General features: G+C 71.8%; 26 protein-coding genes. 8 read left to right on the top strand and 18 right to left on the bottom strand.

Features of this window, described 5'->3' with window-relative positions; all coding sequences use genetic code 11:
* Position 1 precedes the first annotated feature (1 nt).
* The 3 genes from ACFOM9_RS11735 to ACFOM9_RS11725 are packed head-to-tail and all read left to right on the top strand — an operon-like array spanning position 2 to position 3235.
* Positions 2-781 carry a beta-ketoacyl synthase chain length factor gene (locus ACFOM9_RS11735; RefSeq protein WP_386710696.1) on the top strand — a complete coding sequence of 260 codons (780 nt, stop codon included), beginning with the start codon at positions 2-4 and terminating at the stop codon, positions 779-781.
* Entirely contained in the window at positions 774-1610 is an 837-nt protein-coding gene (locus ACFOM9_RS11730; protein WP_386710693.1) for a glycosyltransferase family 2 protein, read from the top strand. The genes ACFOM9_RS11735 and ACFOM9_RS11730 overlap by 8 nt, the downstream gene beginning before the upstream one ends.
* Positions 1607-3235, top strand: a complete 1629-nt coding sequence (locus tag ACFOM9_RS11725) for an NAD(P)/FAD-dependent oxidoreductase (protein WP_386710690.1) — start codon at positions 1607-1609, stop codon at positions 3233-3235. The genes ACFOM9_RS11730 and ACFOM9_RS11725 overlap by 4 nt, the downstream gene beginning before the upstream one ends.
* Positions 3236-3247: 12 nt before the next feature.
* Here ACFOM9_RS11725 and ACFOM9_RS11720 read toward each other — a convergent pair whose 3' ends face one another.
* The 10 genes from ACFOM9_RS11720 to ACFOM9_RS11675 all read right to left on the bottom strand — a co-directional run bounded on the left by ACFOM9_RS11720 (position 3248) and on the right by ACFOM9_RS11675 (position 11755).
* Positions 3248-3727: a hypothetical protein gene (locus ACFOM9_RS11720; RefSeq protein ID WP_386710687.1), complete on the bottom strand. Its 480-nt coding sequence runs from the start codon at positions 3725-3727 to the stop codon at positions 3248-3250.
* A gap of 136 nt (positions 3728-3863) precedes the next feature.
* Complete coding sequence (gene fabG, locus ACFOM9_RS11715; protein WP_386710684.1) at positions 3864-4604, bottom strand: 3-oxoacyl-ACP reductase FabG; 741 nt, start codon at positions 4602-4604, stop codon at positions 3864-3866.
* Between the two features lie 188 nt (positions 4605-4792).
* The gene (locus ACFOM9_RS11710; protein ID WP_386710681.1) at positions 4793-5227 is read right to left on the bottom strand and encodes a phosphotransferase; all 435 of its coding nucleotides are present in this window, start codon (positions 5225-5227) and stop codon (positions 4793-4795) included.
* A gap of 70 nt (positions 5228-5297) precedes the next feature.
* A complete protein-coding gene (locus ACFOM9_RS11705; RefSeq protein ID WP_386710678.1) occupies positions 5298-7748 on the bottom strand; it encodes an MMPL family transporter in 2451 nt (816 codons plus the stop codon).
* A gap of 127 nt (positions 7749-7875) precedes the next feature.
* Positions 7876-8538, bottom strand: a complete 663-nt coding sequence (locus ACFOM9_RS11700) for a LolA-related protein (RefSeq protein WP_386711061.1) — start codon at positions 8536-8538, stop codon at positions 7876-7878.
* On the bottom strand, positions 8474-9484 hold the full coding sequence (locus tag ACFOM9_RS11695) for an LpxL/LpxP family acyltransferase (protein ID WP_386710675.1): 1011 nt from the start codon (positions 9482-9484) through the stop codon (positions 8474-8476). The genes ACFOM9_RS11700 and ACFOM9_RS11695 overlap by 65 nt, the downstream gene beginning before the upstream one ends.
* The gene (locus tag ACFOM9_RS11690) at positions 9481-9786 is read right to left on the bottom strand and encodes a hypothetical protein (RefSeq protein WP_386710672.1); all 306 of its coding nucleotides are present in this window, start codon (positions 9784-9786) and stop codon (positions 9481-9483) included. The genes ACFOM9_RS11695 and ACFOM9_RS11690 overlap by 4 nt, the downstream gene beginning before the upstream one ends.
* Entirely contained in the window at positions 9783-10553 is a 771-nt protein-coding gene (locus tag ACFOM9_RS11685) for a lysophospholipid acyltransferase family protein (RefSeq protein WP_386711058.1), read from the bottom strand. Before ACFOM9_RS11685 ends, ACFOM9_RS11690 begins: the two co-directional genes overlap by 4 nt.
* A gap of 129 nt (positions 10554-10682) precedes the next feature.
* Positions 10683-11369, bottom strand: coding sequence for a ketosynthase (locus tag ACFOM9_RS11680; protein ID WP_386710669.1), 687 nt, complete (start codon positions 11367-11369; stop codon positions 10683-10685).
* 119 nt (positions 11370-11488) lie between these two features.
* Entirely contained in the window at positions 11489-11755 is a 267-nt protein-coding gene (locus ACFOM9_RS11675; protein WP_386710666.1) for a phosphopantetheine-binding protein, read from the bottom strand.
* 158 nt (positions 11756-11913) lie between these two features.
* On the opposite strand from ACFOM9_RS11675, the gene ACFOM9_RS11670 reads away from it, so the two are divergent.
* The 4 genes from ACFOM9_RS11670 to hemB all read left to right on the top strand — a co-directional run bounded on the left by ACFOM9_RS11670 (position 11914) and on the right by hemB (position 15937).
* Complete coding sequence (locus ACFOM9_RS11670) at positions 11914-13293, top strand: NAD(P)/FAD-dependent oxidoreductase (protein ID WP_386710663.1); 1380 nt, start codon at positions 11914-11916, stop codon at positions 13291-13293.
* A 17-nt stretch (positions 13294-13310) separates the two neighbouring features.
* The gene (locus ACFOM9_RS11665; protein WP_386711055.1) at positions 13311-14330 is read left to right on the top strand and encodes a chorismate transformation enzyme, FkbO/Hyg5 family; all 1020 of its coding nucleotides are present in this window, start codon (positions 13311-13313) and stop codon (positions 14328-14330) included.
* A 205-nt stretch (positions 14331-14535) separates the two neighbouring features.
* Complete coding sequence (locus tag ACFOM9_RS11660) at positions 14536-14784, top strand: hypothetical protein (protein WP_386710660.1); 249 nt, start codon at positions 14536-14538, stop codon at positions 14782-14784.
* 160 nt (positions 14785-14944) lie between these two features.
* Entirely contained in the window at positions 14945-15937 is a 993-nt protein-coding gene (gene hemB / locus ACFOM9_RS11655) for a porphobilinogen synthase (RefSeq protein WP_386710657.1), read from the top strand.
* A gap of 192 nt (positions 15938-16129) precedes the next feature.
* Here the strand turns inward: hemB and ACFOM9_RS11650 are convergent, their stop codons facing one another.
* Entirely contained in the window at positions 16130-17032 is a 903-nt protein-coding gene (locus tag ACFOM9_RS11650) for a TolB family protein (protein ID WP_386711052.1), read from the bottom strand.
* 242 nt (positions 17033-17274) lie between these two features.
* On the opposite strand from ACFOM9_RS11650, the gene aroE reads away from it, so the two are divergent.
* Positions 17275-18141: a shikimate dehydrogenase gene (gene aroE, locus ACFOM9_RS11645; protein WP_386710654.1), complete on the top strand. Its 867-nt coding sequence runs from the start codon at positions 17275-17277 to the stop codon at positions 18139-18141.
* Between the two features lie 279 nt (positions 18142-18420).
* On the opposite strand, the gene ACFOM9_RS11640 is transcribed toward aroE, so the two are convergent.
* The 7 genes from ACFOM9_RS11640 to ACFOM9_RS11610 all read right to left on the bottom strand — a co-directional run bounded on the left by ACFOM9_RS11640 (position 18421) and on the right by ACFOM9_RS11610 (position 26077).
* Positions 18421-19743 carry a DUF58 domain-containing protein gene (locus ACFOM9_RS11640; protein ID WP_386710651.1) on the bottom strand — a complete coding sequence of 441 codons (1323 nt, stop codon included), beginning with the start codon at positions 19741-19743 and terminating at the stop codon, positions 18421-18423.
* A gap of 124 nt (positions 19744-19867) precedes the next feature.
* Positions 19868-20857, bottom strand: coding sequence for an AAA family ATPase (locus tag ACFOM9_RS11635; RefSeq protein WP_386710648.1), 990 nt, complete (start codon positions 20855-20857; stop codon positions 19868-19870).
* The gene (locus ACFOM9_RS11630; protein WP_386710645.1) at positions 20854-22014 is read right to left on the bottom strand and encodes a DUF4350 domain-containing protein; all 1161 of its coding nucleotides are present in this window, start codon (positions 22012-22014) and stop codon (positions 20854-20856) included. The genes ACFOM9_RS11635 and ACFOM9_RS11630 overlap by 4 nt, the downstream gene beginning before the upstream one ends.
* Positions 22011-23576: a DUF4129 domain-containing protein gene (locus ACFOM9_RS11625; protein ID WP_386710642.1), complete on the bottom strand. Its 1566-nt coding sequence runs from the start codon at positions 23574-23576 to the stop codon at positions 22011-22013. Before ACFOM9_RS11625 ends, ACFOM9_RS11630 begins: the two co-directional genes overlap by 4 nt.
* A complete protein-coding gene (locus ACFOM9_RS11620; RefSeq protein ID WP_386710639.1) occupies positions 23573-24616 on the bottom strand; it encodes a stage II sporulation protein M in 1044 nt (347 codons plus the stop codon). The genes ACFOM9_RS11625 and ACFOM9_RS11620 overlap by 4 nt, the downstream gene beginning before the upstream one ends.
* Positions 24616-25293 (bottom strand): RDD family protein, encoded by a 678-nt coding sequence (locus ACFOM9_RS11615; RefSeq protein ID WP_386710636.1) that lies wholly within the window; start codon positions 25291-25293, stop codon positions 24616-24618. The genes ACFOM9_RS11620 and ACFOM9_RS11615 overlap by 1 nt, the downstream gene beginning before the upstream one ends.
* Before the next feature lie 238 nt (positions 25294-25531).
* Positions 25532-26077, bottom strand: coding sequence for a gamma carbonic anhydrase family protein (locus ACFOM9_RS11610; RefSeq protein ID WP_386710633.1), 546 nt, complete (start codon positions 26075-26077; stop codon positions 25532-25534).
* Positions 26078-26180: the final 103 nt, after the last annotated feature.

Below are 26180 nucleotides of genomic sequence, written 5' to 3'. Positions count from 1 at the left end.
CATGCCAGAACGCACGGTCACCATCGAAGGCATCGGTTTCTGGACCGACGCCCTGCCGTCCTGGCAGGCGGCGCGCGATTTTGTCGCCAGCGGCGCACCCGCGCCCGACGCGCCGCGGCGCCCGTCCCCGCAGCTGCTGGCCGCGAACGAGCGCCGGCGTGCGCCGGAGACAGTGTCGGTCGCGCTCGAGGTCGCGCTCGCCGCGTGCAACGCCGCCGGGCGCGATCCCGCATCGCTGCCCTCGGTGTTCGCCTCGACCCACGGCGACCTGGCGATCACCGACTACATGTGCGCCACCCTGGCCCGCGATCCGCGCACGATCTCGCCGACGAAGTTCCACAACTCGGTGCACAACGCAGCCGCCGGCTACTGGACCATCGGCAGCGGCTGCATGCACGCCAGCACCGCGATCAGCGCCTTCGATGCGACGTTCGCGCAGGGCCTGATCGAAGCGCTGGCGCAGCTGGGCGACGGCGCCGAAGCGGTGCTGCTCGCCGGCTACGACGGGTACGCGGTCGGGCCGCTGGAATCGATGTCGCACAGCCGCGGCCTGCTCGGTGGCGCGCTGGTGCTGTCGCGGAGCGACGGCGCCCTGCGCCTGCGCGCGACCCTGGTCGACGGCCACGCGCCAGCCGCGACCGGGGCGCTGTCGCGCCACGCCGCCGGCAACGCGATGGCGCCGATGCTGCCGCTGTTCGAAGCGCTGGCCGGCGACGGCGACGTGGTCCTGCTGCCCGCCGGGCCGGAGCGCGCGCTGCGGGTGGAACTCGCGCATGGCTGACGCCGCCGCGCCCGCGTACCTGCACCGCGGCAACGTCGCCGTGGTCATCCCGGCGCTCAACGAGGCGCTGCGGATCCGCGAAGTGGTGCGCGACGCGCTCGCGCACTGCGACCACGTGATCGTCGTCGACGACGGCTCCGACGACGGAACCGCCGACTGCATCGCCGATCTCGGCGCGACCGTGCTGCGCCATCCGCGTCGCCTGGGCAAGGGCGCGGCGCTGCGCAGCGGGTTTGCGCAGGCGCAGCGGATCGGCGCGCAGGCGGTGGCGACCATGGACGGCGACGGCCAGCACGGCGGCGCCGACATCCCGCGCCTGGTGGCCGCGGCCAACCGCAATCCAGGCGCCGTCATCATTGGCGCACGCCTGCGCAAGCGCGCCAACCAGCCGGTGTACCGCCGAATCGGCAACGATTTCGGCGACTGGGGCATCGGGCTGGGCTGCGGCTTCCGCATCATCGACAGCCAGAGCGGCCAGCGTCTGTATCCGCATGCCGTGTACACCCTGGATGACATCCCCGGCGAGGGTTTCGTGTTCGAGGCGCAGATGCTGCTGTCGGCGGTGCGTCGCGCCGGCGCCGGCGTGGTGGCCGTCCCGATCGAGACACGTTACGCCAGCGCCGATGCGCCGATGCAGTTCCGCAAGAGTCATTTCCGCCTGTTCCGCGACCTGTGGAACATCACCTCGCACGTGGTGAAGCAGGTCTTGGGCTACGGCGACCTCATGGGCGCCTACCGCGGAACACGCGCGCGACCGCCGGTGATCGACGACCCCGACGGCGAATTCAACGCAATGCCGACCAACACGGAAGTGGAGCGCGCAGGATGAGCAAGCAAGCCGACACCGATACCGACATCACGATCCTCGGCGGCGGCCTCGCCGGGCTGACCCTGGCGATCCAGCTGCGGCGCCAGGATCCCGGCCTGCGCGTGACCGTGCTCGAACGCAACGCGCACCCGGTGCGCGAGGCGGCGTTCAAGGTCGGCGAGTCGACGGTGGAGATCGGCGCGCACTACTTCGCCCACGTCCTCGGCCTGCGCGACCACCTCGACGAGGCGCACGTGCGCAAATTCGGCTTCCGGTTCTTCTTCTCCGAAGGCCGCGAGGACATCGAGCGCTGCACCGAGCTGGGCGTGAGCCGGCTGCTGCCGACGCCGTCGTGGCAGATCGACCGCGGCCGGTTCGAGAACTTCCTCGGGCTGCGCGCACGCAGCCTGGGCGTCGACTTCCGCGACGGCGCCACGGTGCGCGCGATCGCGCTGGACGACGGCGACGCCGCGCACGAAGTCACCTTCGAGCACGCCGGCGCCACGACCACGCTGTCCTCGCGCTGGGTGGTGGATGCGAGCGGCCGCGCAGGCCTGCTCAAGCGCAAGCTCGACCTCGCCCAGGACAACGACCACGACGCCAACGCAGCGTGGTGGCGCGTCGAGGGACGGATCGATCCGAACGACTGGTCCGACGACCCGCAGTGGCTGGCGCGCTGCACGCCGCCCGACCGCTGGCGCTCGACCAACCACATGTGCGGGCCGGGTTACTGGTTCTGGCTGATCCCGCTGGCATCGGGCGCGCACTCGCTGGGCATCGTCTGCGACGGCAAGACGCATCCGCTGGACACGATGAACACGCATGAAAAGGCGATGGCCTGGCTGCGCGAGCACCAGCCGCGCGTGGCCGCGTCGCTGGAGCAGCCCGGGCACGCGCTGTGCGACTTCCGCTTCCTGCGCCACTTCTCGCACGGCTGCCGACAGGTGTTCGGCAACCGCTGGGCGCTCACCGGCGAAGCCGGGCTGTTCCTGGATCCGTTCTATTCGCCGGGCAGCGACTTCATCGCCATCTCCAACACCTTCATCTGCAACGTCATCGCGCGCGAGCGCGCGGGCCAGAACTGGACTTCGCACGCGGAGATCTACCAGCAGCTGTACTTCTCGTTCTACGAGAACACCATGACCCTGTTCCAGGACCAGTACGCGCTGTTCGGCGACACGCAGGTGATGCCGGTCAAGATCATCTGGGACTACACGTTCTACTGGGCGCTGCTGGCGCCGATGTTCTTTGCCGGCCGGATCGCGGATATCGGGATGTTCGGCCGCCTGCGCGAGCAGTTCGAACGCGGCAGCGCGCTGAATACCGCGATGCAGGCACTGCTGCGCGAGTGGGGCAAACGCAACGCGGGACGCGCGCTGCCATTGGACTCGCGCGTGCTCGACCAGTACCGCATCGACTGGTTCCACGAGCTCAACCGGGCGCTGGCCGACCAGCTCAACGACGACGCCTTCGCCGCGCGCATCACGTCCAATGTCGAACGCATGGGCTGGCTGGGGGCGGAGATCCTGCAGCGCGCGCGCGCCGAACACGCCGAAATCGGCGACCACGGGCTGGACGCACTGGCCGTTGGCGACGCGTCGCCACCGCCGTCGCTGTCCGCGTCGTGGTACGCCAGCGCCGCCTGACGGCCTACCGCCTCAGCGCGGTTGCGGTTGCGGCTCGGCCGACGGCGCAGGCGGGGTTTCGTCCACCGCCGCCGGGTGGGCGACATGGATCGCGATGCCGCGCGCGTACTTCTGCCGCGGGCTGATGTTGATGCCGACGCCGCCGCCGCTGAAGCTGCTGCCGCCGACCCGGCCACCGCCGGCGCCGACGCTGACGCCACCACCGCCATAGCCGTCGTCGGTGCCGCGGAACAGCACCCCGTTGGCGCCCAGCTTGGCCGCCTCCTTGCGCAGCTTGGCCACCACGGCATTCATCTTGTTCTGTTCGCCGTAGGTGAATGCGCCGCTGTTGCTTTCCAGCATCGCGATCTCCTCGTAGCCACCGGGCGGCGCCTGGAAATACACCCGCACCTGGGACGGATCGATCGGCGCGCGCGGGGTGCCGGTGACCAGGGCGGAACTGGCGCAGGCGGACAGCGCCAGGCCAAGCAATACGGTCAGGAACAGGCGCATGGCGGTTGCCTCTTCAGTCTCGGGATGCGCGGATGCTACGCCGCCGCCGCGCACCGGGAGATGAAGGCGGCGCGGCGCATTCCGGACCCCCCTGGTTCCATAAAAAACAGCGCTGCCCACTGCGCCAGCGGCCCGGCTACCCCATCCCGCCGTTGACTCCGATGACCTGGCCGGTGACGTAGCCGGCAGCGTCCGAGCACAGGAAGCGCACCACCGCGGCGATCTCGTCCGGGGTGCCGGCGCGCCCGGCGGGCACGATCTGCTTCACCAATTCGGCGGGGAACGCGGCGTCGGCCATGCGCCCGGCGATCACGCCCGGCGCGACCACGTTGACGGTGATGCCGCGCGACGCCATCTCGCGCGCCAGCGATTTCGACGCACCGTGCAGCGCGGCCTTGGCCGCGGCGTAGTTGCTCTGGCCGCGGTTGCCGAGCACCGCCGCCACGCTTGACACGCTGACGATGCGGCCCCAGCGGGCGCGCGCCATCGGCAGCAGCAGCGGCTGGGTGACATGGAAGAAGCCGTGCAGCGACACGTCGATCACCCGCTTCCACTGCGCGTGGGTCATGCCGGCCATCGGCGCGTCGTCGTGGATGCCGGCGTTGTTGACCACCACCTGCACCGGCCCGGCCTCGAGCAGCGCCGCGATCGCAGCGCGCGCGGCCTCGCCGTCGGCGACGTCGAACGCGACCGCCTCGGCGCTGCCGCCGGCCGCGGCGATTTCGGCGACCACCGCTTCGGCGCGGGCAAGGTTGGCGTTGGCGTGCACGATCACGTGCAGGCCGTCGCCGGCGAGCTGGCGGCAGATCGCGCCGCCGAGGTCGCCGCTGCCGCCGGTGACGAGGGCGCGTCGCGGAGTGGTCGGGTGTTTGTCCATCGGGCGATTATCGCCGGTCTGCGACGGCAGCGACTTCGCGCAGCGATTCCCAGCGGCAGCCAGCCCCAGGCGCTTGTCGTTCCCGCGGCGTCAGGGAGAGGCCGGGAGGAATGGTGCCGGCGCCGTGCAACTCCTCCGATCCTTCCTGGCCGTCGCGGGGCGCCGAGGGCCGGCGGCTTCCGTCGCGCCTACGACGGCGCGCCGAGCATCACCGCCGCGCGACCTTCGGCCAGCAGCGTGCCGGCGTGGTGGATGCGGAATTCGTACTGCTGGCTGTCCCCGCCTTCCATCAGCACCCGCGCCTCGCACTCCAGCGCGCCGGGCAGGTCGTCGATGCGCGCCACCTGCAGCTGCACGCCACGCAGCGCGACCAGCATGCCGGGCTTGGCCGCGCCGCCGGATTCGCGCGCGCGCAGTCCACCGTGCACGGCCATCGCCTGCGCACCGTATTCGCACAGGTGGATCGCGCGCAGCATGTCGCCGGAGCGCAGCGGGTGCGCCGGGTCGCAATGGTTGTGCGCGCGCAGGCGGATGCACTGTCCATCCCAGTCCACGACCTCGTCCCACAGGCACATCGCGCCCTGGTGCGGGATGAGCGCAAGGATTTCGTCGCGATCGATCATGGCAGCGGCGCGTGCGGCATGGCCGGGCGATTGCAGGAGCGGCGGAAGCCGCGATGCGCGCGTGCGATGGTCATGCGGTCGGGGTCGCGGCGGTTTCGGCCGCTCGTGGCCCCTTGGCCGCCGGCTGCCGCGACACCAGCAGCGCCAGCACGAAGTTGCCGAGCACGCCGAGCGCCACCGTGCTGCCGATCGCGCGCAGCACCGGGATCGACGACAGGGCAAGCAGGAAGAACACCAGCAGCGTCATCAGGCTGCACACGATCAGCGCGTGCAGGGTGCGCAGCTGGTCGGCGTAGTCGTCGCCGGCATGGTCGAAGAACAGCGCGTAATCCAGCCCCAGCCCGGCGGCGAGGATCAGCGCGACGAGATGGAACAGGGTGAGCTCCACCCCGCACAGGCGCAGGACCGCGAGGATCAGCATCGTGGTCAGCGCCATCGGCAGCAGCACGCGCACCGTGCGCTGCGCCGTGGCGCGGGTGATTTCGGCGCGCGACGCCGACGACGTCGACGGCGATGCGGGGGGGGCTCCGGCCTGCGCCATGCGTCGCTGCGCCACCACCGACATGCGCATCGCGATCCACACCGTCAGCGCCAGCAGCAGCGACGCGGCCGCGAGCGCGGCGAGCACGCGCCCGCGGTAGGCGACCACCAGCGATTCGGAGGCCGCCTTCATGTCCAGCAGCGACGCGCCGTTGAGCCTTGCCACGCGCGCCACGGTGGCCGGGTCTTCCAGGCCGCTCAGCGACACCAGCGCGATCGCGTGGCCGTTGCCGCCGAGCAGCAGGCCGCCAACGCCGGCCTCCAGCGGGGTGCCTGCCAGGTCGGCCCGCGACAGCGGCCGCAGCGTTCTCGCCGCGGCGACGTCGTCGACAAAGGCGTCGAACACATCGGCGCGGAACGGACTGTCGGCAAGCGCCGCGTCCAGCGCGGTGCGCAAGGCCGCGGCACCCGGCAGCGCCTGCTGCCGTGCGCGCTGCACCGCCGCGCTGGGCAGGTAGTGCGCCGCCATGTCGTAGCCCGACAGCGCGCCGTCGCGCACCAGCGCATCGAGCGCCGGGCGCAGGCGCTCGGAGGCCCGCAGCACCGCTTCGTCGTCGCGCCCCTGCAACGTCAGCACGTAGCGCACGTCGGGGGCGCCGAGCTCGGCCCGCAGGTCGGCGTCGCGGGCGAGCGCGTCGGCCGGCACCGGGGTGAGTTTCGACAGGTCGTTCTGCCAGAACGCGCCCGGCGCCAGGGCGATCGCGGCCAGCGCGGCCAGCGCGAGCGCCAGCAGCGACCAGCGCGGCCGCGGCAGTCGGCCGATCGCCGACCACAGGCGCGCGAGCAGGCGCGAATCGGCGAAGTCGCGCGACGACGGGTCGATCAGCCGCGGCAGCAACAGCCGCGTCGACAGCGCGGCCACCACCAGCCCGGTGATCGTGAACACCGCCAGCTGCTGCAGGCCGTCGACGCCGGAAAAAAGGAACGTGACATAGGCGATGCAGGTGGAGACCACGCCGGTGGCCAGCGTCGGCCACAGCGCGCGCGCGTTCTGCGTCGGCGACACGCCCGGACGCTGGTGGCTGAACAGGTGGATCGGATAGTCCTGCACCACGCCGATCAGGGTGAAGCCGAACGCGACGGTGATGCCGTGCACGCCATCGAACAGCAGCGCGACCGCGCCCAGGCCGGCCAGTCCCGCGCTCGCCAGCGGCAGCACGCCGAGCACTGGGATCTTCCAGCTGCGGTAGGCGACGATCATCAGCAGCACCAGGCCGATGGTGTCGAAGGTGCCGATCCACTGCGCCTCGGCCTGGGTGCGGCCGCCGATTTCCACCGAGAACGCGCCCGGGCCGCTGAGGACCAGGGTGCCAGTCCCGTCGCCGCGCGCGCGCTCGTAGGCGGCGTGGATCGCATCCACCGCGCGCTGCTGGCCGGTGGGGTCGAAGCCGGCGGCGCGCGTCTGCACCACCAGCAGCGCGCGCTTTCCGGCGCGGTCGAACCACACGCCGTGCAGGCGCCGGGGCGCATTGGCCGGCTGCAGCGCCTCGGCGACCTTCAGCGTTTCCAGGGTGGGGTCGCTGCCGACCAGCGGCTCGACCAGCACGCCGGCGGGCGAACCCAGGTCCTGCACGCGTTCGTCCAGCTGCGCGGCAAGGTAGTCCGCGTCGAGCTGCTGGCTGTCGAGCGTGTTCGAGAGCAGGTAGCGATACGGGCGCAGACGCTCGGGAATCGACTCCAGGTCGGCGTCGCCGTTGGCGACCAGCGCGAACTGTCCGTCGGCCGCCAGCGCGGCGTTGAGCGCCTTGGACTGGGCCGCCAGCGCCGGCGCATCGGCGCCCGCCAGCGCCACCAGCAGCAAGCGCGAACCGGGGCCTTCGCCGAGCTCGTCGATCAGCAGCTTCTGCTCCGCTGTTTCCGGCGCGGGCATGAACTTGCGCAGGTCGCCGGTCAGCTGCAGGTGCGCGCTGATCCACCAGCCGGCCAGCAGCAGGAGGCCAAGCCACAGCAGGGCGCTCGTGATGCGCAGGCGCGCGCTCATGGACGCAGCGTTCCGCTACCCGTCTCGGGCAACGCGGGTACGGAGACCGGGCACACGATCTTCGCCTTGATCAGCGTCCGGATGCCGGTCCCCACCGGCTGGCCGCATGCCATCTGGCGCGGCCCGGTTACGGCTTCTGCTCGCCGCGGCACAGCGCCACCACGCCGGCGGCACTGGTGGTTTCGTGCGCGACGCGCGCGGCGCCCGCCAGCAGCGTGCGCTGGACGTCGCCTTGCACCGGCCGGCTTTCGATGCAGCGCAGCTCGACGCCGCGGCCGTACAGGGTGATGTCGCGCAGCTTGTCCGCCAGCGGGGCCGACTTCGGCACCAGCCGCATGACCCAGCTGCGCCGCGTGCCCTGGGCACTGACGTCGTAGTGGCGCTGCAGTGCGGCGCGGTCGCCGGCCAGCAACGCGCCGAAACTCGCCTGCAGGCGGGCCAGTTCCGGCACGCGCGCCAGCGAGAACGTGCGCGGCGACTTGCCCGCACGCGCCACGGTCGCCTGGCTGGCGCCGGCGGCGTCGGTGGTGATGGTGGTGGTTTCGACGTACGGCACGCGCACCTGCCGCACCAGGGTGTTCTCGTCGGGACGCTGGTATTCGCCGGACAGCCGCAGCGGTTCCTTGAGCAGGCGCGAACTGCGGATCTCGACGAAGTTGGTTCGCATCGGCGCCGGTCGCGCGAGGATCCGCAGCACCCAGTCGCTATCGATCGCGGCGCCGGGATCAGCCGCCTGCGGCGCCGCCGAGGCCGTCGCGGCGGCGCCCAGCATCAATGCCGACAGCAGCATCGGCAGCCACTTCGGCCGCGGGTTGCGGTTGCTCATTGGAATTCCAGAAATCATAGAAGTTGAACCAGTTGTAGGGGGCCAGCCGGGCGTAATGCTCCAGCCTGTCGGCATAACGCTGGATGAGCGCGGCCAGGCGCGCAGCGCGCTGCGCGCGCGGCAGGTCGAGGCCGCGGTCCTCGAAGGTCTCGAACACCAGGTCGTAGCGGTCGCCGCCACGATACAGGCCGAACGCCAGCGAGACCGGCAGCTTGAGCACCGCCGCGATCAGCCACGGCGCGACCGGGAACTGCGCCGGGGCGCCGAAGAACCGCGCCGCCTGCGTCGGGGCGCCGGGCTGGGTGCGATCGACCAGCAGCGCGATCAGCGCGCCTTCGTCCGCGGCCTGCTTGATCGCCAGCATCAGCGTCGGGCCGTCCTGGCTGGCGTCGATCACCCCGGCCGCGATCTCCGGGCTGAGCGCGTCGAGCAGCTGGGTCATCGCCGCGTTGTGCGCCTTGTCCAGCACCACGCGGATCCGGTAGTCCGGGCGCTGGCGCGCGATCACCCGCAACACCTCGAAGCTGCCCAGGTGCGAGCCGAACAGCAGCGCGCCCTGGCCGCGATCGAGCTGCGCGTGCAATGCGGCGACGCCGTGCACGGTGACCCTGAAGCGTTCGATCTCGCCGCCGAGCAGGAACACCCGGTCGAGGATGGTCGCGGCGAAGGTATGGATGTGGCGGGCCACGTCGCCCAGCGTCGCCGGTCGGCCGAGGATGCGGGCCAGGCTTGCGCGCGAGTCGTGGCGCTCGGCCGTGCGGCGCAGCAGGAAATAGCCGGTGATCGGATAGAGGAACAGCCGTGCCAGCGAGCGCCCGCCGTAGCGTCCGATGCCGCGGATCAGCCACAGCGCGAACCAGCCGCCGCCCTCGCGCCGCTGCTTCCAGCCACCGGCCCCACCGGTACTCATGCCGCGGCCACCTCGCCGCTGGCGACCAGCTCGCCGGCGCGCTCGACCCGGAAGCGCCAGCGCGATGCGCGGGCATCGGGCCCGGTGGACGGCATCGGCTCGAGCGTCACCTGCGCCGGCTCACCCGGCAGCAGCGGCCGCAGGAACTTCACCTGCGGCAGGCGCAGCGCGCCGAGCGGGCCGTGCGTGGCCTCGATCGCGGCCAGCACGCGGTCCAGCACCACCACGCCGGGCACGATCGGCCGCCCGGGGAAATGCCCCGGCAGCGCCGGGTGGTCGTCGACGATCACGAAGCCGCTCATGCCGGGTCCGCGCGGCGTCCCAGCATCGCCAGCACCGCGGCGCGCGCCTCGTCGGCCAGCACCTGGCGATCGACCGGCCCATCGACGGTGCGCGTGGGCAGCGGCGTCCCGAAACTTACCCGGATCACGCCGGGGCGCACGCGGAAGAACCCTTCCGGATACAGCACTGCGCCCGAACCGGCGATCGCCACCGGCACCACCTCGACCCCGGCGTCGATCGCGGCCTGGAACGCGCCGCCCTTGAACCCGGCCACCGCGCCGCTGCGGCTGCGGGTGCCTTCGGGAAAGATGCACAGGCTGCCGCCGTCGCGCAGCAGTTCGGTCGACCGGCGCATGAAGCCCAGCGCCGCGCGGCGGTTGCTGCGATCGATGAAGACCATCCCCATCGCCTTGGCGTACCAGCCCACCAGCGGCACCCGGGTCATTTCCTGCTTGAGCAGGAAGTGCAGCGGCACCGGGATCGCGCGGAACAGCGCGCAGATGTCGATGGTCGACTGGTGGTTGGCGACGAAGACGTGGTTGCGCGACCAGTCCACCTGCTCCAGCCCGCTCACCCGCAGCCGCGCGCCGGCGCCCCGCAGCAGGCCGGGGGCCCACCAGCGCGACGCCATGCGCAGCGGCCAGTGGCGGTCGCGCAGCACCGCGTGGACCAGCAGCGCGATGACGATCATCACCGCTGTCCAGGCCAGGGTGAAGGCGAACTGCACCGCGTTGAATGCCGTCCAGGCGAGGTTCCGATCGGTTCGCCCCGTGGGCGACGATGGCATGTCCATGATGTCGTCTTGCTGTTGCACGGGCGAAGGATACCGAAGAGCCGGATCGGGGATCGGGGATCCGGGGCGGAACGCGCTGGCCAGGCTTGGCCGTTGGCGGTGCCCGATCGCCCGATCGACCGCTCAGGGCTTCAGGAAATCCCGCCAGAAGGCCGGTCCCAGCGTGGCGAGCTTGCGCAGGAAGTCCAGGAAGCTGTCGTAGCGCCCGGGGAAATGGCGCTTGCGGAACTGGTACTCGGCGATGAAGAAGCCGCCCACGATCCCGTAGTTGCAGATGTTGGCGAACCACGACCACTGCGCCCGCGTCACCGGCAGCGGCGACGGCAGGCCCAGCGTGGCCAGCAGGCCGTCGGGCACGGCGACCAGCGCCAGCACCAGGTTCACTACCGCCAGTCCGGCCAGCAGCCAGGCCCAGGCCGCCGTGAGGCGGCGCGTGTAGCGCAGCAGGTCGGGCGCCATCTGCGCCGGCGTGGTGTCGTCGAGCTTCGACACGATGCGGGTGATCAGCGGCACCTTGCCATCGCGCAGGCTGCGCCCGAACCACCACGCGATCAGCGCCACGAACGCCACCGGCACCAGCAGCATCGGCGCGCGCACCAGCCCGTGGCGATGCAGCAGCAGCACGCCGAGCAACAGCAGCGGCAGGGTCGCCCACGCCCACCAGCGACGCTGCAGCATCGGCGGCAGCAGCAGCATCAGCGCCAGCAGCGCCAGCGCGAGCGCCGCCAGGCCGGGGCGGTCCCAGGCGTTGGAAAGATGCGCCAGCACGGTGTAGGCCAGCGCCAGCAGCGCCTGGAAGACGAGAGTCACGGCACGGTCACCGATGGAAGCGGAAGTGGCGGCGGGCGCCGACGGCGCCCCGGTTGTCGTGCGGTTGCGGCCCCGACGCACGGTCCGCCCGCAGGCGGGACCCGGCGACGGGCGCGGGATCAGGCTGCCTTGTTCTGCTCGACGTGCGCCGACAGCGCGCGCAGCGAAGCGAAGATGCGGCGGTTTTCGTCGTTGTCGGAGCGCAGCTGGAACCCGTAGCGCTTGCTGATCGCCAGCGCCAGTTCGAGCGCGTCGATCGAATCCAGCCCCAGGCCGGTGTTGAACAGCGACGCCTCGGGGTCGATCGCACCCGGTTCGACTTCCAGGTTCAGGCTTTCGACCAGCAGTTCGGCCAGTTCGCGTTCGGCATCGGTTTGCGGTGACATCGGGCTTCCGTCGGGAGGTCGGTTGGGTGCGGCGCGGGCGTGGTCCGCCGCTTCCGGGGGCTGCAACGATCCAGCATCGCGCCCGGTCGCGCAACTGGGCGCCGGACGCAGCCGCTATCATGATTGGCCATTCCCGCCAGACAGCGCCCGCATTCAGGATGACCACGCACCGCGCCCAGCCCGATGTTTCCGCCAGCCACGACGCAGCGCCGGAAACGCCCCCCTGCATCGAAACCGACGTGCTGGTGATCGGCGGCGGACCGGCCGGCAGCACCATCGCCACCCTGCTGGCGCGCAAGGGCTGGCAGGTGACGATGCTGGAGAAGGACCGCCATCCGCGCTTCCATATCGGCGAGTCGCTGCTGCCGATGAACATGCCGATCCTCGAGCGCCTGGGCGCGCTGGAGAAGGTCGATGCGATCGGCATGCGCAAGCTCGGCGCCGACTTCCCGCGCGACGAGGGTGGCTACAACACCTTCGATTTCGCCAACGCGCTCGATGCCAAGTTCCCGCACGCCTATCACGTCAAGCGCGAGCAGTTCGACCAGGTGCTGTTCGAGCACGCGCGCGAGAACGGCGTCGACGCGCGCGAGCAGGTCAAGGTGGAACGGGTCGAGTTCGACGCGGGCGACCGCCCGTCGCTGGTGCACGCGCAGGCCGCAGACGGCAACACGCTGGCCTTCCGCCCGCGCTACGTGGTCGACGCCAGCGGCCGCGATGCCTTCCTCGGCGGCAAGCTCAAGCTCAAGCGCAAGAACCCGCGCCACCAGTCGGCGGCGGTGTTCAGCCATTACCGCGGCGTCGAGCGGCGTCCCGGCCGCGACGCCGGCAACGTCAGCATCTACCGCCACGAGCACGGCTGGGCGTGGCTGATCCCGCTGGCCGATGGCGACATGAGCGTCGGCGCGGTCTGCTATCCCGACTACCTCAAGACCCGCAAGGGCGACAGCGAGGGCTTCCTGCTGCGCACGCTGGAGGCGATCCCGGAAGTGAAGCGGCGCATGGAGGGCGCGCAGCGCGTGGCGCCGGTGCACGTCACCGGCAACTACGCCTACGAATGCACGCGCATGTCGGGACCGGGCTGGCTGCTGGTCGGCGACGCGTGGAACTTCGTCGACCCGATGTTTTCCTCCGGCGTGTACCTGGGCATGCACGGCGCCGAGCAGGGCGCCGAGGTGGTCGACGGCGCGCTGCGCGATCCGGCGTGCGAAGCGCGGCTGCAGCGCGACACCGAGCGTCGGCTCGTCGACGGCCTGGACGAGTTCAAGTGGTTCATCTACCGCTTCACCTCGCCCACCATGAAGCACCTGTTCGCCAATCCGCAGAACTACCTGAAGATCGAGCAGGCGGTGGTGGCGATGCTGGCCGGCGACGTGTTCGACAGTCCGCGGGTACGGCGCCGGCTGCGGATGTTCCGCGTGCTGTACGCCGTCGCCTCGCTGGCCATGGCGCCGCGCGCGCTGCGCGACTGGTGGCATCGCCGGCGCCAGGCTCGCGCGGACTTCGACGGCGACTCCCTGCAGGCAGGCAACCCGTGAGCCGGCCGCTGCACTCGATGCCGGGGCCCGCGGTGCCGCGGCTGCGGGTCGATTACGTCCGCGCCGCATCGCCCATGCCGCTGCTCGGCGACGACACGCTGGCCGTGTTCGGCTTCGGCGACGTGCCGCACGCGCACGACGATCCGCGCTACCTGCGCGTGCCGCTGATGCCGCACGGCGTCGCGCCGTTCGAGGTGTGGCGCGCCAACGCGCCGGTGCTCCACGGCCGCGAGCCCGGCCCCGCGCACGCCGGCGGCGCCATCCGCTGGGCGACCGACGGCCAGCTGCTGTTCGGGGCGATCGAGGTCGACGAGGCGCCGTACGCGGCCGGCGCGGACTCCGCGATCACCGCGGCGGCCCGGCACGCCTATGCGCGCATGACCGCCTTCGTCCGCGGCAGCGACACGCCGCACCTGCTGCGGGTCTGGAACTACCTCGACGCCATCACCCTGGGCGAAGGCGATGCCGAGCGCTATCGCGAATTCTGCGTCGGTCGCGCGCGCGGGCTCGGCGACTTCGACGCGCACCACCTGCCGGCGGCCACCGCGATCGGCCGCTGCGACGACGCCCGGGTGGTCCAGGTCTACTGGCTGGCCGCGCGCACGCCCGGCACGCCGGTGGAGAACCCGCGCCAGGTCAGCGCCTACCGCTACCCGCGCCAGTACGGCCCGCAGCAGCCCAGCTTCGCCCGCGCCATGCTGCCGCCGCCGGGCAGCGCGATGCCGCTGCTGCTGTCGGGCACGGCCAGCGTGGTCGGCCACGCCACCGCGCACGAGGGCGAACTGCTCGCCCAGCTCGACGAGACCTTCAACAACTTCGACGCCCTGGTCGGCGCGGCGCGCGCGCGCCAGCCGTCGCTGCCGGCGCACTTCGGCCCGGGCACCCGGCTCAAGGTGTACGTGCGCGATCACGACGACATGGCGACCGTCGCCGACGCCCTCGACCGCCGCCTCGGCGACAGCGTGCCGCGGGTGCTGCTGCACGCGGCGATCTGCCGGCGCGAGCTGGCGGTGGAAATCGACGGCGTGCATGGCTGAAGGCCCGGGATCCGCATCGGGCCCGGGAATTCGGCGTTCCGGACCAGCCTGCCGTGGCCATCATCCCGGCACGGCGAGACATCCTGTCGCTGGATGAAGCAAACTTCTACGACACATGACGCAGGTCGCGCCGCCGATCCGCGTCTGTGGAGCCGATTCAACAGGCGTGCCACAGGCACGCCGCACACCACGAGGGACACACGTCATGGGACTCATCAGCCTGCTCTGGGGCATCGTCGCGATGCTCTGGATGATCGTCGCGCTCATTCCGCTGCTCGGATGGGGCAACTGGTTCCTGATTCCGTTCGCCGCCGTGGGCGCGATCATCGCCGCGATCGGCGTGATGCTCACCGCCCCGGGCAACCGCGGCCGGGCCAAGACCGGGCTGGCGCTGAACGGCCTGGTGATCGTGGTCGCCGTGGTGCGGCTGATGCTGGGCGGCGGGATGATCTGAGCGCGGGCTCCATGCCGGCTTGCGTACCGGAAGTCCTTGTGGGAGCGGCTTCAGCCGCGAGCTTTGATTCCTTGCCGATTGCGGGAAAGAGCTCGCGGCTGAAGCCGCTCCCACCAATGCACTGCGGACGTCCACCGCCGCCGCGGCGTAAAATGCCCGCATGACCTATCCCTACCTCCGTCCGCGGCGCATGCGCCGCGATGATTTTTCGCGCCGCCTGATGCGCGAGTCCGTGCTCACCGCCGACGACCTGATCTATCCGGTCTTCGTGCACGAACCGGCCGGTCGCGCCGCGGTGCCGTCGATGCCGGGCGTCGAGCGGCTGTCGATCGACGAGCTGCTGCGCGTGGCCGAAGCCGCCAGCGAGCTGCGGATCCCGGCGCTGGCGCTGTTCCCGGTCACCGCGCCCGATGCCAAGTCGCTCGACGCGGTTGCCGCGTGGGACGACGACGGGCTGTGCCAGCGCGCGATCGGCGCGTTGAAGCAGCGCTTCCCGCATCTCGGCGTGATCACCGACGTCGCGCTCGACCCGTACACCTCGCACGGCCAGGACGGCATCGTCGACGACACCGGCTACGTGATGAACGACGTCACCGTCGAGGCGCTGGTGCAGCAGGCGCTGTCGCACGCGCGCGCCGGCGCCGACGTGGTCGCGCCCAGCGACATGATGGACGGCCGCATCGGTGCGATCCGCGCGGCGCTCGAGCAGGACGGCTTCATCCACACCCGCATCCTCGCCTACGCGGCCAAGTACGCGAGCAGCTTCTATGGCCCGTTCCGCGACGCGGTGGGCTCGGCGAGCGCGCTGGGCAAGGCCGACAAGCGCACCTACCAGATGGACCCGGGCAACTCCGACGAGGCGCTGCGCGAAGTGGCGCTGGACCTCGAGGAAGGCGCTGACATGGTGATGGTCAAGCCCGGCATGCCATACCTGGACATCGTGCGCCGGGTGAAGGACGAGTTCGGCGTGCCGACGTACGCGTACCAGGTCAGCGGCGAGTACGCGATGCTCAAGGCCGCGTTCGCCAACGGCTGGCTTGACGAGCGCAAGTGCGCGCTGGAGGCGCTGCTGGGCTTCAAGCGCGCCGGCGCCGATGGCGTGCTGACCTACTTCGCGCTCGACGCGGCGCGCTGGCTGCGCGAAGGCGCCTGAGCCGTCCTGCCATTAGCCTGTGTGGGAGCGGCTTCAGCCGCGAGTTGTTGCCGGGAGATCCGGCATCCGGACGCTGCAGCTTCCTGTGCGGGAAAGCTGGCGCCCGAAGCGGCCCCCACAGGGTCACGCGCGTAGGAACTGCGGAAGCCGCGATGGCTTGCGCGGAATCGTCGGTCGCGGCTTCCGCCGCTCCTACAGGCAGCCCGGCTGGCCGGTCACCGCCGGTGCACGCATGCGGTAGATATCGAGCTTGCCCGCCTTCGGCGCCGTCGCCGCGCCGGTAAGCAGCAGTTCCGTCGGCTTGGACAGGTCCACCACCGGGCCGAGCGTGGTGCCTTCGGCGGTGTTGAACGACAGCGCCAGCGGCAGGGCATCGGCATAGGCGCTGCCATTGCACTGCGCGAGCATCAGCCGGACCGGCGCGTTCGCGGCGTCGTCCGAACGCGCGAACACGATCGCCTTGCCATCGCCCAGCCACGCCGCGTCGAACTCGTCGGCCGCGGTGTTGATGCCCGACACCGGCTGCGGCGCGACGAACGCCGCGCCGTCCCATGCGGCGACGAACAGCTCATGGCCGCCGGCCCCGCCGAAACCATCGCTGGCGAACAGCAGGTGCGCGCCATCGGCGCCGGGCGTCGGCGCCCATTCGTCGCCCGGGCTGTTGACGCCGGCGCCGAGATTCACCGCTTCGCCGAAGCCGCCTTCGGCGTTGACCTGCGCGCGATAGAGGTCGTCGCCGCCGAAGCCGCCGGCGCGGTTGGAGAAGAAGTACAGCCAGCGGCCGTCGGCGCTGAAGGCGGGGTCGAAGTCGTTGTCCGCCGAGTTGAGTGGCAGCGGCTGCGGGTCCTGCCAGCGGCCGTCGCGCAGCGTGGCCTGCCACAGGTCCCAGCCGCCGGCGCCGCCGGGACGGTCGGTGCTGCCCCAGACCACGCGCTGGCCATCCGGGCTGACGCTCGCGCGCACCTCGACGTGCGGGGTCGACACCACCCCCATGCCTTCGATGCCGAATTCCTGCAGCGCCGCGCGCGCCGCGCCGCAGCCGGCCACGGCGGCCGTGGCCAACGTCACCGCAAGCACGGTCCACGCAGGCTCCATCGCACGCACTTCCGCCTGTCCCATCGCCGCTCTCCGTTCGGATCGGCGGCAGTCTAGCGGGCGGCGCGGGACCGGTCGTGGAGACCGGTCGTGGATGCGCGAGCGGCACGCCTGCCATGCGCGGCGATCGCCGCGCGCCATCGCAAAGACTCCACAAACCGGCGGAGTACACTGGCCGCGACCGCCGCGGTCGGCGGCAAACACGTCGCCGCCGCACGATTCCTCGCCGCACAGGGCCTGCCATGACCGAATCCCACCACGCCGTGTTCGGCCACCCGATCGCGCACTCGCTGTCGCCGCGCATCCACGCACGCTTCGGCCGCCAGACCGGCGTCGCGCTGCGCTTCGAGGCGATCGACGCGACACCCGACACCTTTGCCAGCGCGCTCGATGCCTTCGCCGCCGCTGGCGGCAGCGGCGCCAGCGTGACCCTGCCGTTGAAGGAAGCCGCGCTCGCGCTGTGCGCCGACGCCAGCGACCGCGCGCGGCGCGCCGGCGCGGTCAACACCCTGGTGCGCGACGGCGGGCACTGGCGCGGCGACAACACCGACGGCGTCGGCCTGGTCCGCGACCTCACCGGCCGCCACGGCCTGGACCTTCGCCAGCGCCGCACCCTGCTGCTCGGCGCCGGCGGGGCCGCGCACGGCGTGGCGCCGGCGCTGATCGACGCCGGCATCGGCGACCTGTTCATCGTCAACCGCACCAGCGCCCGCGCCGATGCACTGGTCGACAAGCTCGGCCTGCCCAAGCACGTGCATTCACGCTACCTCGAGGACCTGGCGGCGCTGGGCGAGTTCGACCTGGTCATCAACGCCACGTCCGCTGCGCGCGCGCCGGCCGCGGGCGAAGCGGGAAGCGGCCTGCCGACGCTGCCGACCTCGCTGGTCGGTGCGCGCACGGCGTGCGTCGACCTGAGCTACGGCGAAGTGGCGATTCCGTTCCTGGCCTGGGCTCGCGCGGCAGGCGCGCACCACGCGATCGACGGCGTGGGCATGCTCGTCGAACAGGCCGCCGAAGCCTTCAAGCTCTGGCACGGCATACGTCCGTACACCGACGAGGCCTACGCGGCGCTGCGCGAGCGCGATGCGTTGCTGGTGACGGGGGACTAGTCGCACCCGCGGCCATCGTGGGAGCGGCTTCAGCAGCGAGCTTTTCTGCTCGGAACAGAACCCAGCCGCGCGCTCGACGACTCGTCGAACCGCGCGCTCGGTAGGAGCTCCTCAGCCGCGAGCTTCGACTCTCCTGCGGAGGCAGAGGAGCAGTGTCTTCGGGATCAGCGCGAATCATGACCATCCCCTCCCTGTCCTGCTGTCGCAGGGGCAGGGCCAACGCTGAGAGCTCGCGGCTGAAGCCGCTTCTACAAGAGCAGCGTCGCTGCCGCGGGACGGCTACAGCCTTCCGTCGCGCTTGATCGCCAGGTAGTTCTCCACCAGCGCCGCGGGCAGCTGTTCACAGGTCACGTCCAGCACCATCACGCGCTGGTGGCGCAGGGCGTCGTGCACCGCGGCGCGCTGGGCAAGGTAGCGGGCGGCGGCGGCGGCGCGCAGGGCGTCGGGGAGTTCATGCACCGGGTTTTCCAGCGCATCGTCGATGGCGCGTTCGCGAAGGCTCGCCACCACCACGAGGTGGCGGCGCTGCAGCATCCGCACCGCGGCCAGCAGGTCCTCGCTGTCCTCGTCGCGCAGGTTGGTCACCAGCATCAACAGTCCGCGGCGGCGCTGGCGCAGCGACAGTCCGGTGGCGGCGACCAGGTAGTCCGTGGCCACCGGCTGCGGCTGCAGGTCGTAGCTGGCGCGCAGCAGGGTGTCGATCGCGCCAAGGCTGCGCTGCGGCGCGACCCAGCGCTGCTCGCCGCCGGTAGCGAACAATCCCACTGCGTCGCCCTGGCGCAGCGCGAGGTACGACACCACCAGCGCGGCGTCCAGCGCGTGGTCGAAATGCGCCAGCGCGCGCCCACCCGCCTCCGGGGCGGTTTCGCGCGCGAGCATGCGGCGGCCGGTGTCGAGCACCACGATCAGCTGCTGGTTCTTCTCGTCCTGGTATTCGCGCGAGATCAGCCGCCGCGCGCGCGCCGTGGCCTTCCAGTCGATCTGGCGCAGGCTGTCACCAATGCGGTACTCGCGCATCTGGTGGAAGTCGGTGCCCTCGCCGCGGCGGCGCTTGAGGTGCGCACCGACCATGCGCGAGGCCTGCTCGGCCGACAGCAGGGCGAAGCGCGCCAGCGGCGCGAAGTTGGGAAACACGCGCACCGCCTGCGGTACGCCGGCGACGCGCGACTGGCGCCACAGCCGCCACGGCGACAGCAGGCGCAGCTGCACGCCTTCGAAGCGGAAATCGCCGCGTGCGGTCGGGCGCAGGCGATAGCCGAAGCTCGACACCGTGCCCGGCGGCAGCCGCAGCGTCCGCGGCAGGCCGCTCGATTCCCAGCCGCCCGGATGCAGGTCGAACACGTCCACGCGCTGGCGGCGCGGGCCCGATTCGACGTGCAGCGTGACTTCGCGCTCGACCCCGACCGGCAGCGCCTCCGGCAGTTCGCGCACCACTTCGGGCGTGGCCCGGCGACGCAGGCGCAACAAATCCAGCAGCGCTGCGACCACGATCGCCGCGCCCGTGCATAGCCACCAGCGCTCGGGCAGGACGCCGAAGCTGGCGGCGATGCCGAGCGCGGCCCATAGCGCGAGCAGCACGACCAGGAGCGGGGCCGGTCTCATGGCCGACGACCCGTCGCGACACCCTCACGCACTGCCTTGCCGCGACCGCGTGGAATCCAGGCCCTGCCGGAACCCGGCGTCGCCTTCGCGCCAGGGCCGTGACAGCAACGGGCACGCACCGCCCTCACTGCCTCGGCGCCTCCACCTTGGCCAGCAGCGCGTGCAGCACCTGGTCGGGGTCCTGGCCTTCGATCTGCAGCTCCGGCGCCAGCGCGATGCGGTGGCGCAGCGCCGGCTTGGCGATGTCGCGGATGTCGTCGGGGGTGACGAAGTCGCGCCCCATCAGCACCGCCTGCGCGCGCGCGGCGCGCACCAGCGCCAGGCTGCCGCGCGGGCCGGCGCCCAGCGCGATGCCCGGCCACTTGCGCGTGGCCGCGGCGATGCGTACCGCGTACTGCACCACCGCGTCGTCCAGCGTCACCTGCCCGGTACCCAGCTGCATCGCCACGATGTCATCGGCCGACAGCACCTGCGCCACCTGCGACAGTTCGAAGCCGGCGGCGGTGCGGCCGGCGCTGACCGCCGCGACCATCCGCGCTTCGTCGGCCTGCGACGGATAGTCGATCAGCACCTTGAGCAGGAAGCGGTCGAGCTGCGCTTCGGGCAGCGGATAAGTGCCTTCCTGTTCGACCGGGTTCTGCGTGGCCAGGGCCATGAACGGCGGCGGCAGCGCGAAGCTCGATCCCTCGATGGTCACCTGCTGTTCCTGCATCACTTCCAGCAGCGCCGACTGGGTCTTGGCCGGCGCGCGGTTGATCTCGTCGGCCAGCAGCAGGTGGGTGAACACCGGACCGCGCCGGACCACGAAGCTTTCGGTCTTCGGGTCGTAGACCGCGTGGCCGCTGACGTCGCTGGGCATCAGGTCGGGCGTGAACTGCACGCGCGCGAAGCTGCAGCCCAGCGCCTGCGCCAGCGCGCGCACGAGCAGGGTCTTGCCCAGCCCGGGCACGCCTTCGACCAGCACGTGGCCGCCGGCGAGCAGCGCGACCAGGATCTGGTCGAGTACGTCGGCCTGGCCGATGAAGGCCTTGGACACCTCGTCCCGCACCGCGGCGACGTGGGTGGCGAGGGCGTCGCCGGTGATCGGGGCGGGAAGCGGTTGCGGTTCGGTCATAGCTGTTGCCTCAACTGGAGGAGTCTTGCGATGCGCTGGCGGAAATCGGCACCGTCGTTGGGACGCGGCGTCTGCAGGGCTTGTTCGATGTCGGCGGGCGACGCGCCGGTGCGGCGGGCGATGGCTTCGACCTGGGCCCGGCCGTCGAGCGCGGCGGCCAGCGGATCGCGGCGGCGCAGCCGCGCCATGAACACCTCGCGCACCGCGGCATAGAGCGCCGACGCGCGGCCGTAGCGCCACAGGTGCTCGCCGCTGGCCTGCACGTGTTCGAGCAACGCACGCCGCGCCGGCTCCGGCGACGGCAGCCGCGGACCGAAACGCTGGGTGCGCATCCACAGCCAGGCGACCAGGGCCAGCAGCGCCGGCAGCCAGGCCATCCAGGCCCGCTCCAGCAGCAACCGCCACAGCGACGGCATGTTGGCGGCGTAGACCAGGTGCACGGTGCCGCGCTTCCAGCCCGGCTGCAGCAGCTGCCGCGCCAGCGCGCTGAAAGCCGGATGCTCGAGCGAGGCGTTGGTGAGGAAGTCGAAGTCCGCCACCACGTCCACGGTGCCCGCGCCGTGCGCCAAGCGCGCGTACGCGTAACCATTGTCGAGATCGCCCCAGGCATGCAGCGGTTCGACGCCGAGCATGGTGAAGCGCGTGCCGCTGCAGAATGCAAACGCGGCGCCCGTCGCCTTTTTGCTGTCGTCGCCACGTTCGCCGCCGGCGCGCGCGGGTGGTGCAAGGCGCATGCAGTCGCCGGTGGCCAGCGGCCGAAGCCGCAGCGCATCGAACAACTCGCCCGCGCGGGTGGCTTCGCCGCGCTCGAGCGGCGGGGTGCGCACCAGCAGGTGGCCGCCGGCGCGGACCCAGTCGAGCAGGCGCTCCACATCCTCGACCGGCAGCGTGCGCGGGTCGCTGAGCACCAGCACCGTGTCGCGCGGGCCGGGCGGCATGTCGTCCAGCTGCAGGCGCTGCCGCGACCGGGCCTGGACGCCATCGGCCTGCAGCGCGAGCTTGAGTGCGTACAGCGGGTTGTAGCTGGCCTCGCCGCGCGGCCGCAGGATGACTTCGCGCTCGACGTATTCGTAGTTGTACGTCCACCAGGCCGCAGCCGCGGCCAACACCAGCAGGCCCAGCACCACCAGCCCGACGTTGCGCAACGACACCTTCATCGCGCCCATCCGAAACGCTGCGCGAGGGTGTCGAGCAGGCCATCGAACTCCTCCTGGCCCGGCAGGCGCTGTGCGTAGGCCGCGTACTGCCAGACGCGGACCACTCGCGCGAAGGCGTCGCGGTCCTGCGGGTCGGGCATGCGCCGCGATGCGCGCAGGCACTCGGATTCGGTCGCGCCCGGCACCAGCATCACCGCCGCGCGCGCGGCCATCGCCTCGACGCTGGCGCGGTACAGCAGGGCCAGCGCGCGTCGCGGCCGGCCTTCGCGCCACAGCCGGCGCGCCGCGGCGGCGATGTCCTCCGGCAACACGTCAGGCAGCGCCGCGTCGGCTACCTCCACCGGCGCCGGCGAGGTCCTGGCCACCAGGCCGCCGCGCAGCCAGGGCAGCCAGCGCTTCGCCGTGGCGGCCAGCAGCACCAGCAGCGCGAGCAGCAGCAGCCACAGGCCGAATTCGCCGATGAAGGCGACGATCTTCGCCAGCGCGGGAAACGCCAGGTCCGGCGGCGGCGCGTGGCGCTCGCGTTGGCGCGCCTGCCAGTGCGACTGCGTGCGCTTGGGCCGCAGCAGCGGATCGCGATAGGCCTGTTCGACCGCCCTGTCGAAGCCCGGGTCGTCGACGCGCGCCTCGCCGAACACGTCGCTTAGATGCATCGCGGCGGCACTGCGCGGCACGCTGGCGCGGTCGCTGCGCGTTGCCGGTGCGCGATCGTCGTCCTGCGCGGTGGGGGTGCGTGGCGCGGCCTGCGACGGCAGCGGCAAGGTCGACGCCACGGCGACCGCGAGCAACAGCGCGGTGGCCGTCGACGCCAGCCGCGTACGCATGCGCCGCAGGGCGATCTCCACGTCCCAGGCTTCGATCCGGGTGCGGCGGTTGAGATACAGCCCGAAGCCGGCGCCGACGTAGAACGGCTCGATCGCGCTGGTCGCGATCCACGCCACCGCGTGCAGCGCGAACTGCGCCCAGGGCGGCGGCTGCACGGTCAGCAGCGACCAGGTCGCGCGCACCGATTCGGGCAGGAACTCCCACGGCACGAACAACAGCGCAAGCGACAGCATCGACAGCGACAGCGCAGCGACGAACAGCAGGCAGACCAGCGTCAGCAGCATCCCCTGTCCGCGCACCGCGTCGCCCAGCACCCGGCGCCGCTCGCGCAGGCGCGCGGGATCGGCGCCTTCGAGCAGGTCCACCGGCAGCGCGAGCGCGCGGACCAGACTGATGCGGCGCCACGACAGGTGCCCACGCATCGCGCGCCAGCCCCAGCTGCGCTGCGCGGCCAGCGTATCGCGCACCCCGGGCGTCTCGCCGAACACCGCGCGCGACAGCACGAACAGCGGGATGCGGTCGAACAGCGGCTTGAGCCACCACATCGCCAGCCACGCGATCCAGATCCGGCCGGCCGCGAGCGCGGCCAGGTTGACCGCGACGAACACCGGCGCGACCAGCAGCAGCCACGGGATCCAGATCGCGGCGGCGTTGCGGCGCACCAGCGCGGTGCCCAGTTCGACCGCTTCCCAGGGGGTCCGCGGACGCAGTTCGACGCGCAGGGATTCGAGTTTCACGCTGCGCTGCCCCGTTGCCGACCGGGCGGCAGCGGCGCCGGCTCCGCAGTCATCGATCGCCCGCGCCCGGCGAAACCGAGCCAGCCCAGCACCAGCGCCCACAGCAGCCCGCCGACGGCGAACTTAACCGGCCCGGGGATCGATCCGATCGACGACCAGAAGGCTTCCACGAACGCCGCGAACAGCAGCATCGCGAACACCCCCAGGCACAGCTTGCCACCAACCTTGCCACCTTCGACCAGCGCGTCGAGGCGGCTGCGGCGGCCCGGCGCGACCAGGTCGAGTCCCAGCCGCAGGCCGGCGGCGCCGGCGACCACGATCGCCGACAGCTCCGGCGCTGAATGCCCGGCCACGAAGCGCCAGAACGGCCCGCCGTGGCCGATGCCCTGCAGGTGCCCGGCCACCGCGCCGAAGATCACGCCGTTGAACACCAGCACCAGCAGCGAGCCGACCCCGGCCAGCAGGCCGCTGGCGAAGGTGCGGAAGCCGATGCCGATGTTGTTGGCGATGTAGTAGCCGAACATCGCCAGGTCGCTGCCGCTGTCGCGGCCGAGCCTGGCGTCCGGCGCGGCGGGGTCGTACATCGATTCGAACTGCGCCAGCTGCTGCGGATCGAACAGGCTGTGGATCAGTTCCGGCCGCCAGCGCACGGCGAGGTACATGGCCACGGTCGACACCACGAACAGCCCCGCCGACGCCCACAGGCAGCCCCGCTGCGCGCGCACCAGGCGCGGGAATTCGGCCAGCAGGAATTCCAGCGCGCGCCGCCAGCGCGGGGGCGCCGGGCGGTACAGCGCGTTGTGGCCGCGCTGCATCAGCTCTTGCAGCCGTGCGGTCACGACCGGGCTGTAGTTGCGGCGGCGGGCGAGCGCAAGCTGCTGGCACAGGCGCCGGTAGCGCGCCGGCATCTCCTCGTCGCGCATCCCCTGCCAGCCGCGCGCAGCCCGGGCGCTGCGCGGACTGCCCGCGCGCGCATCGAGCCACTGCGCGAACTGCTCCCACTCGCGCTGGTGGCGCGCGACGAAGTGCGCCTGCTTCATCACCGCCCGAGCAGCCAGTTGGAAATGCCCAGCAGCCGCATCACCCCGAGTTCGCCGCGGGCGCCGGTCGCCGGTTCGGCGATGTCGGCCAGCTCTTCCTGGCGCTCGGGCGTCAGCTGCGCGGCGCGTTCGGCGAAGGCGATCACCGCCAGCTGCTCCTCCGGCCGCAGCGGATGCGCCGGTGCGTGCATGCCGGCCACCGGCGGCGTCGATGCCACGCGCAGGCGCGGCGCGTGCACCACCAGCGTGCCGGCCACCATGTCGCCGAGGCGGCGGCCGAACGGATCCCACAGGCTCGCCGCCAGGCCGAAGCCGTAGCCGAGCGGCAGCGCGTCGACCGTGCGCAGCAGGTTGCGGACGAAGGAGGCCAGCCAGCCGACCGGCGCGCCGTCGGCGGAGACCACGCGCAGCTCCATCGCCCGCTTGCCCGGCGTCTGGCCATCGAACATGGCCTCGAACACCACCGGGTACAGCCACAGCATCACGAACACGAGGATCAGGTACACGCCGATGCCGGCCTTGCCGAGCACGCCCAGCAGCGCGCTCGACGCGCCCAGCACGCCGAAGCGGATGCCCAGGTCGATCAGCCAGGCCAGCGCGCGCGGCACCGGGCCGGCGGCCGGCAACCGCAGCGCGACGCCTTCGGGCGTGTGGACTTCGCGGAAGGTGTCGAGCATCAGCCCGCGATCGCCCCGCCGCGCGCGCGCGCCGCCATCAGGTCATCCATGCCGTCCGCATCCCAAGCCGATCCCCGGCGCTACTTTACCGGCTCGTCGACTTGGCGCAACGCGTCGCGCGCCGTATCGCTGCTCTCGTGGGAGCGGCTCCAGCCGCGAGCTTTCAACCGGTCACGCGAAATCAGAAGAGCTCGCGGCTGAAGCCGCTCCTACAAGAGCCGATGCCACGCGATCCGGGCTAGGGCGCCGCCGCGGCGATGTATTCGTCCTTCATCCGCACGTAGTGCTGCGCGCTGTAGTGCAGCCCCTCAATCTCCGCGTCGCTGAGCATCCGCATCTTCCGCGCCGGGTTGCCGATCCACAGCTCGCCCTCGCCCACGGTGCGGCCGGGCGGCACCAGCGCGCCGGCGCCGATGAAGGCGTGCTTGCCGATCCGCGCGCCGTCGAGCACGATCGCGCCCATGCCGATCAGCACCGCATCCTCGAGATGGCATGCGTGCAGGATCGCCTTGTGGCCAATGGTCACGTCGTCGCCGATCACGGTGGCGAACCCGCCGAGCTTCGCGTGCGGGCCGTCGTGGCTGACGTGGATCACGGTGCCGTCCTGGACGTTGGTGCGAGCGCCGATGCGGACGACGTTGACGTCGCCGCGGATCACCACCTGCGGCCACACAGAGACGTCGTCGCCCAGCACCACGTCGCCGATGACGGTCGCGGTGGGATCGACCCACGCGCGCGCGCCGAGGGTGGGAAGGATGTCGCGATAGGGGCGGATCGTGGTCATGCCCGGATTGTAGGCGCACGCCCGCACAGTCCCTTCTGCCCACCTCGGCAGCCGCTGGGATCGGCGCCGGCCACGCGCCAACCGGCCGTGCGCGCCCGTATAG

This window comes from Luteimonas notoginsengisoli, assembly GCF_042648885.1.
In the GTDB taxonomy this organism is placed as follows: domain Bacteria; phylum Pseudomonadota; class Gammaproteobacteria; order Xanthomonadales; family Xanthomonadaceae; genus Luteimonas; species Luteimonas notoginsengisoli.
Note: the sequence above shows the minus strand (reverse complement) of the source record. Positions and strands in the feature narration are given on the sequence as shown.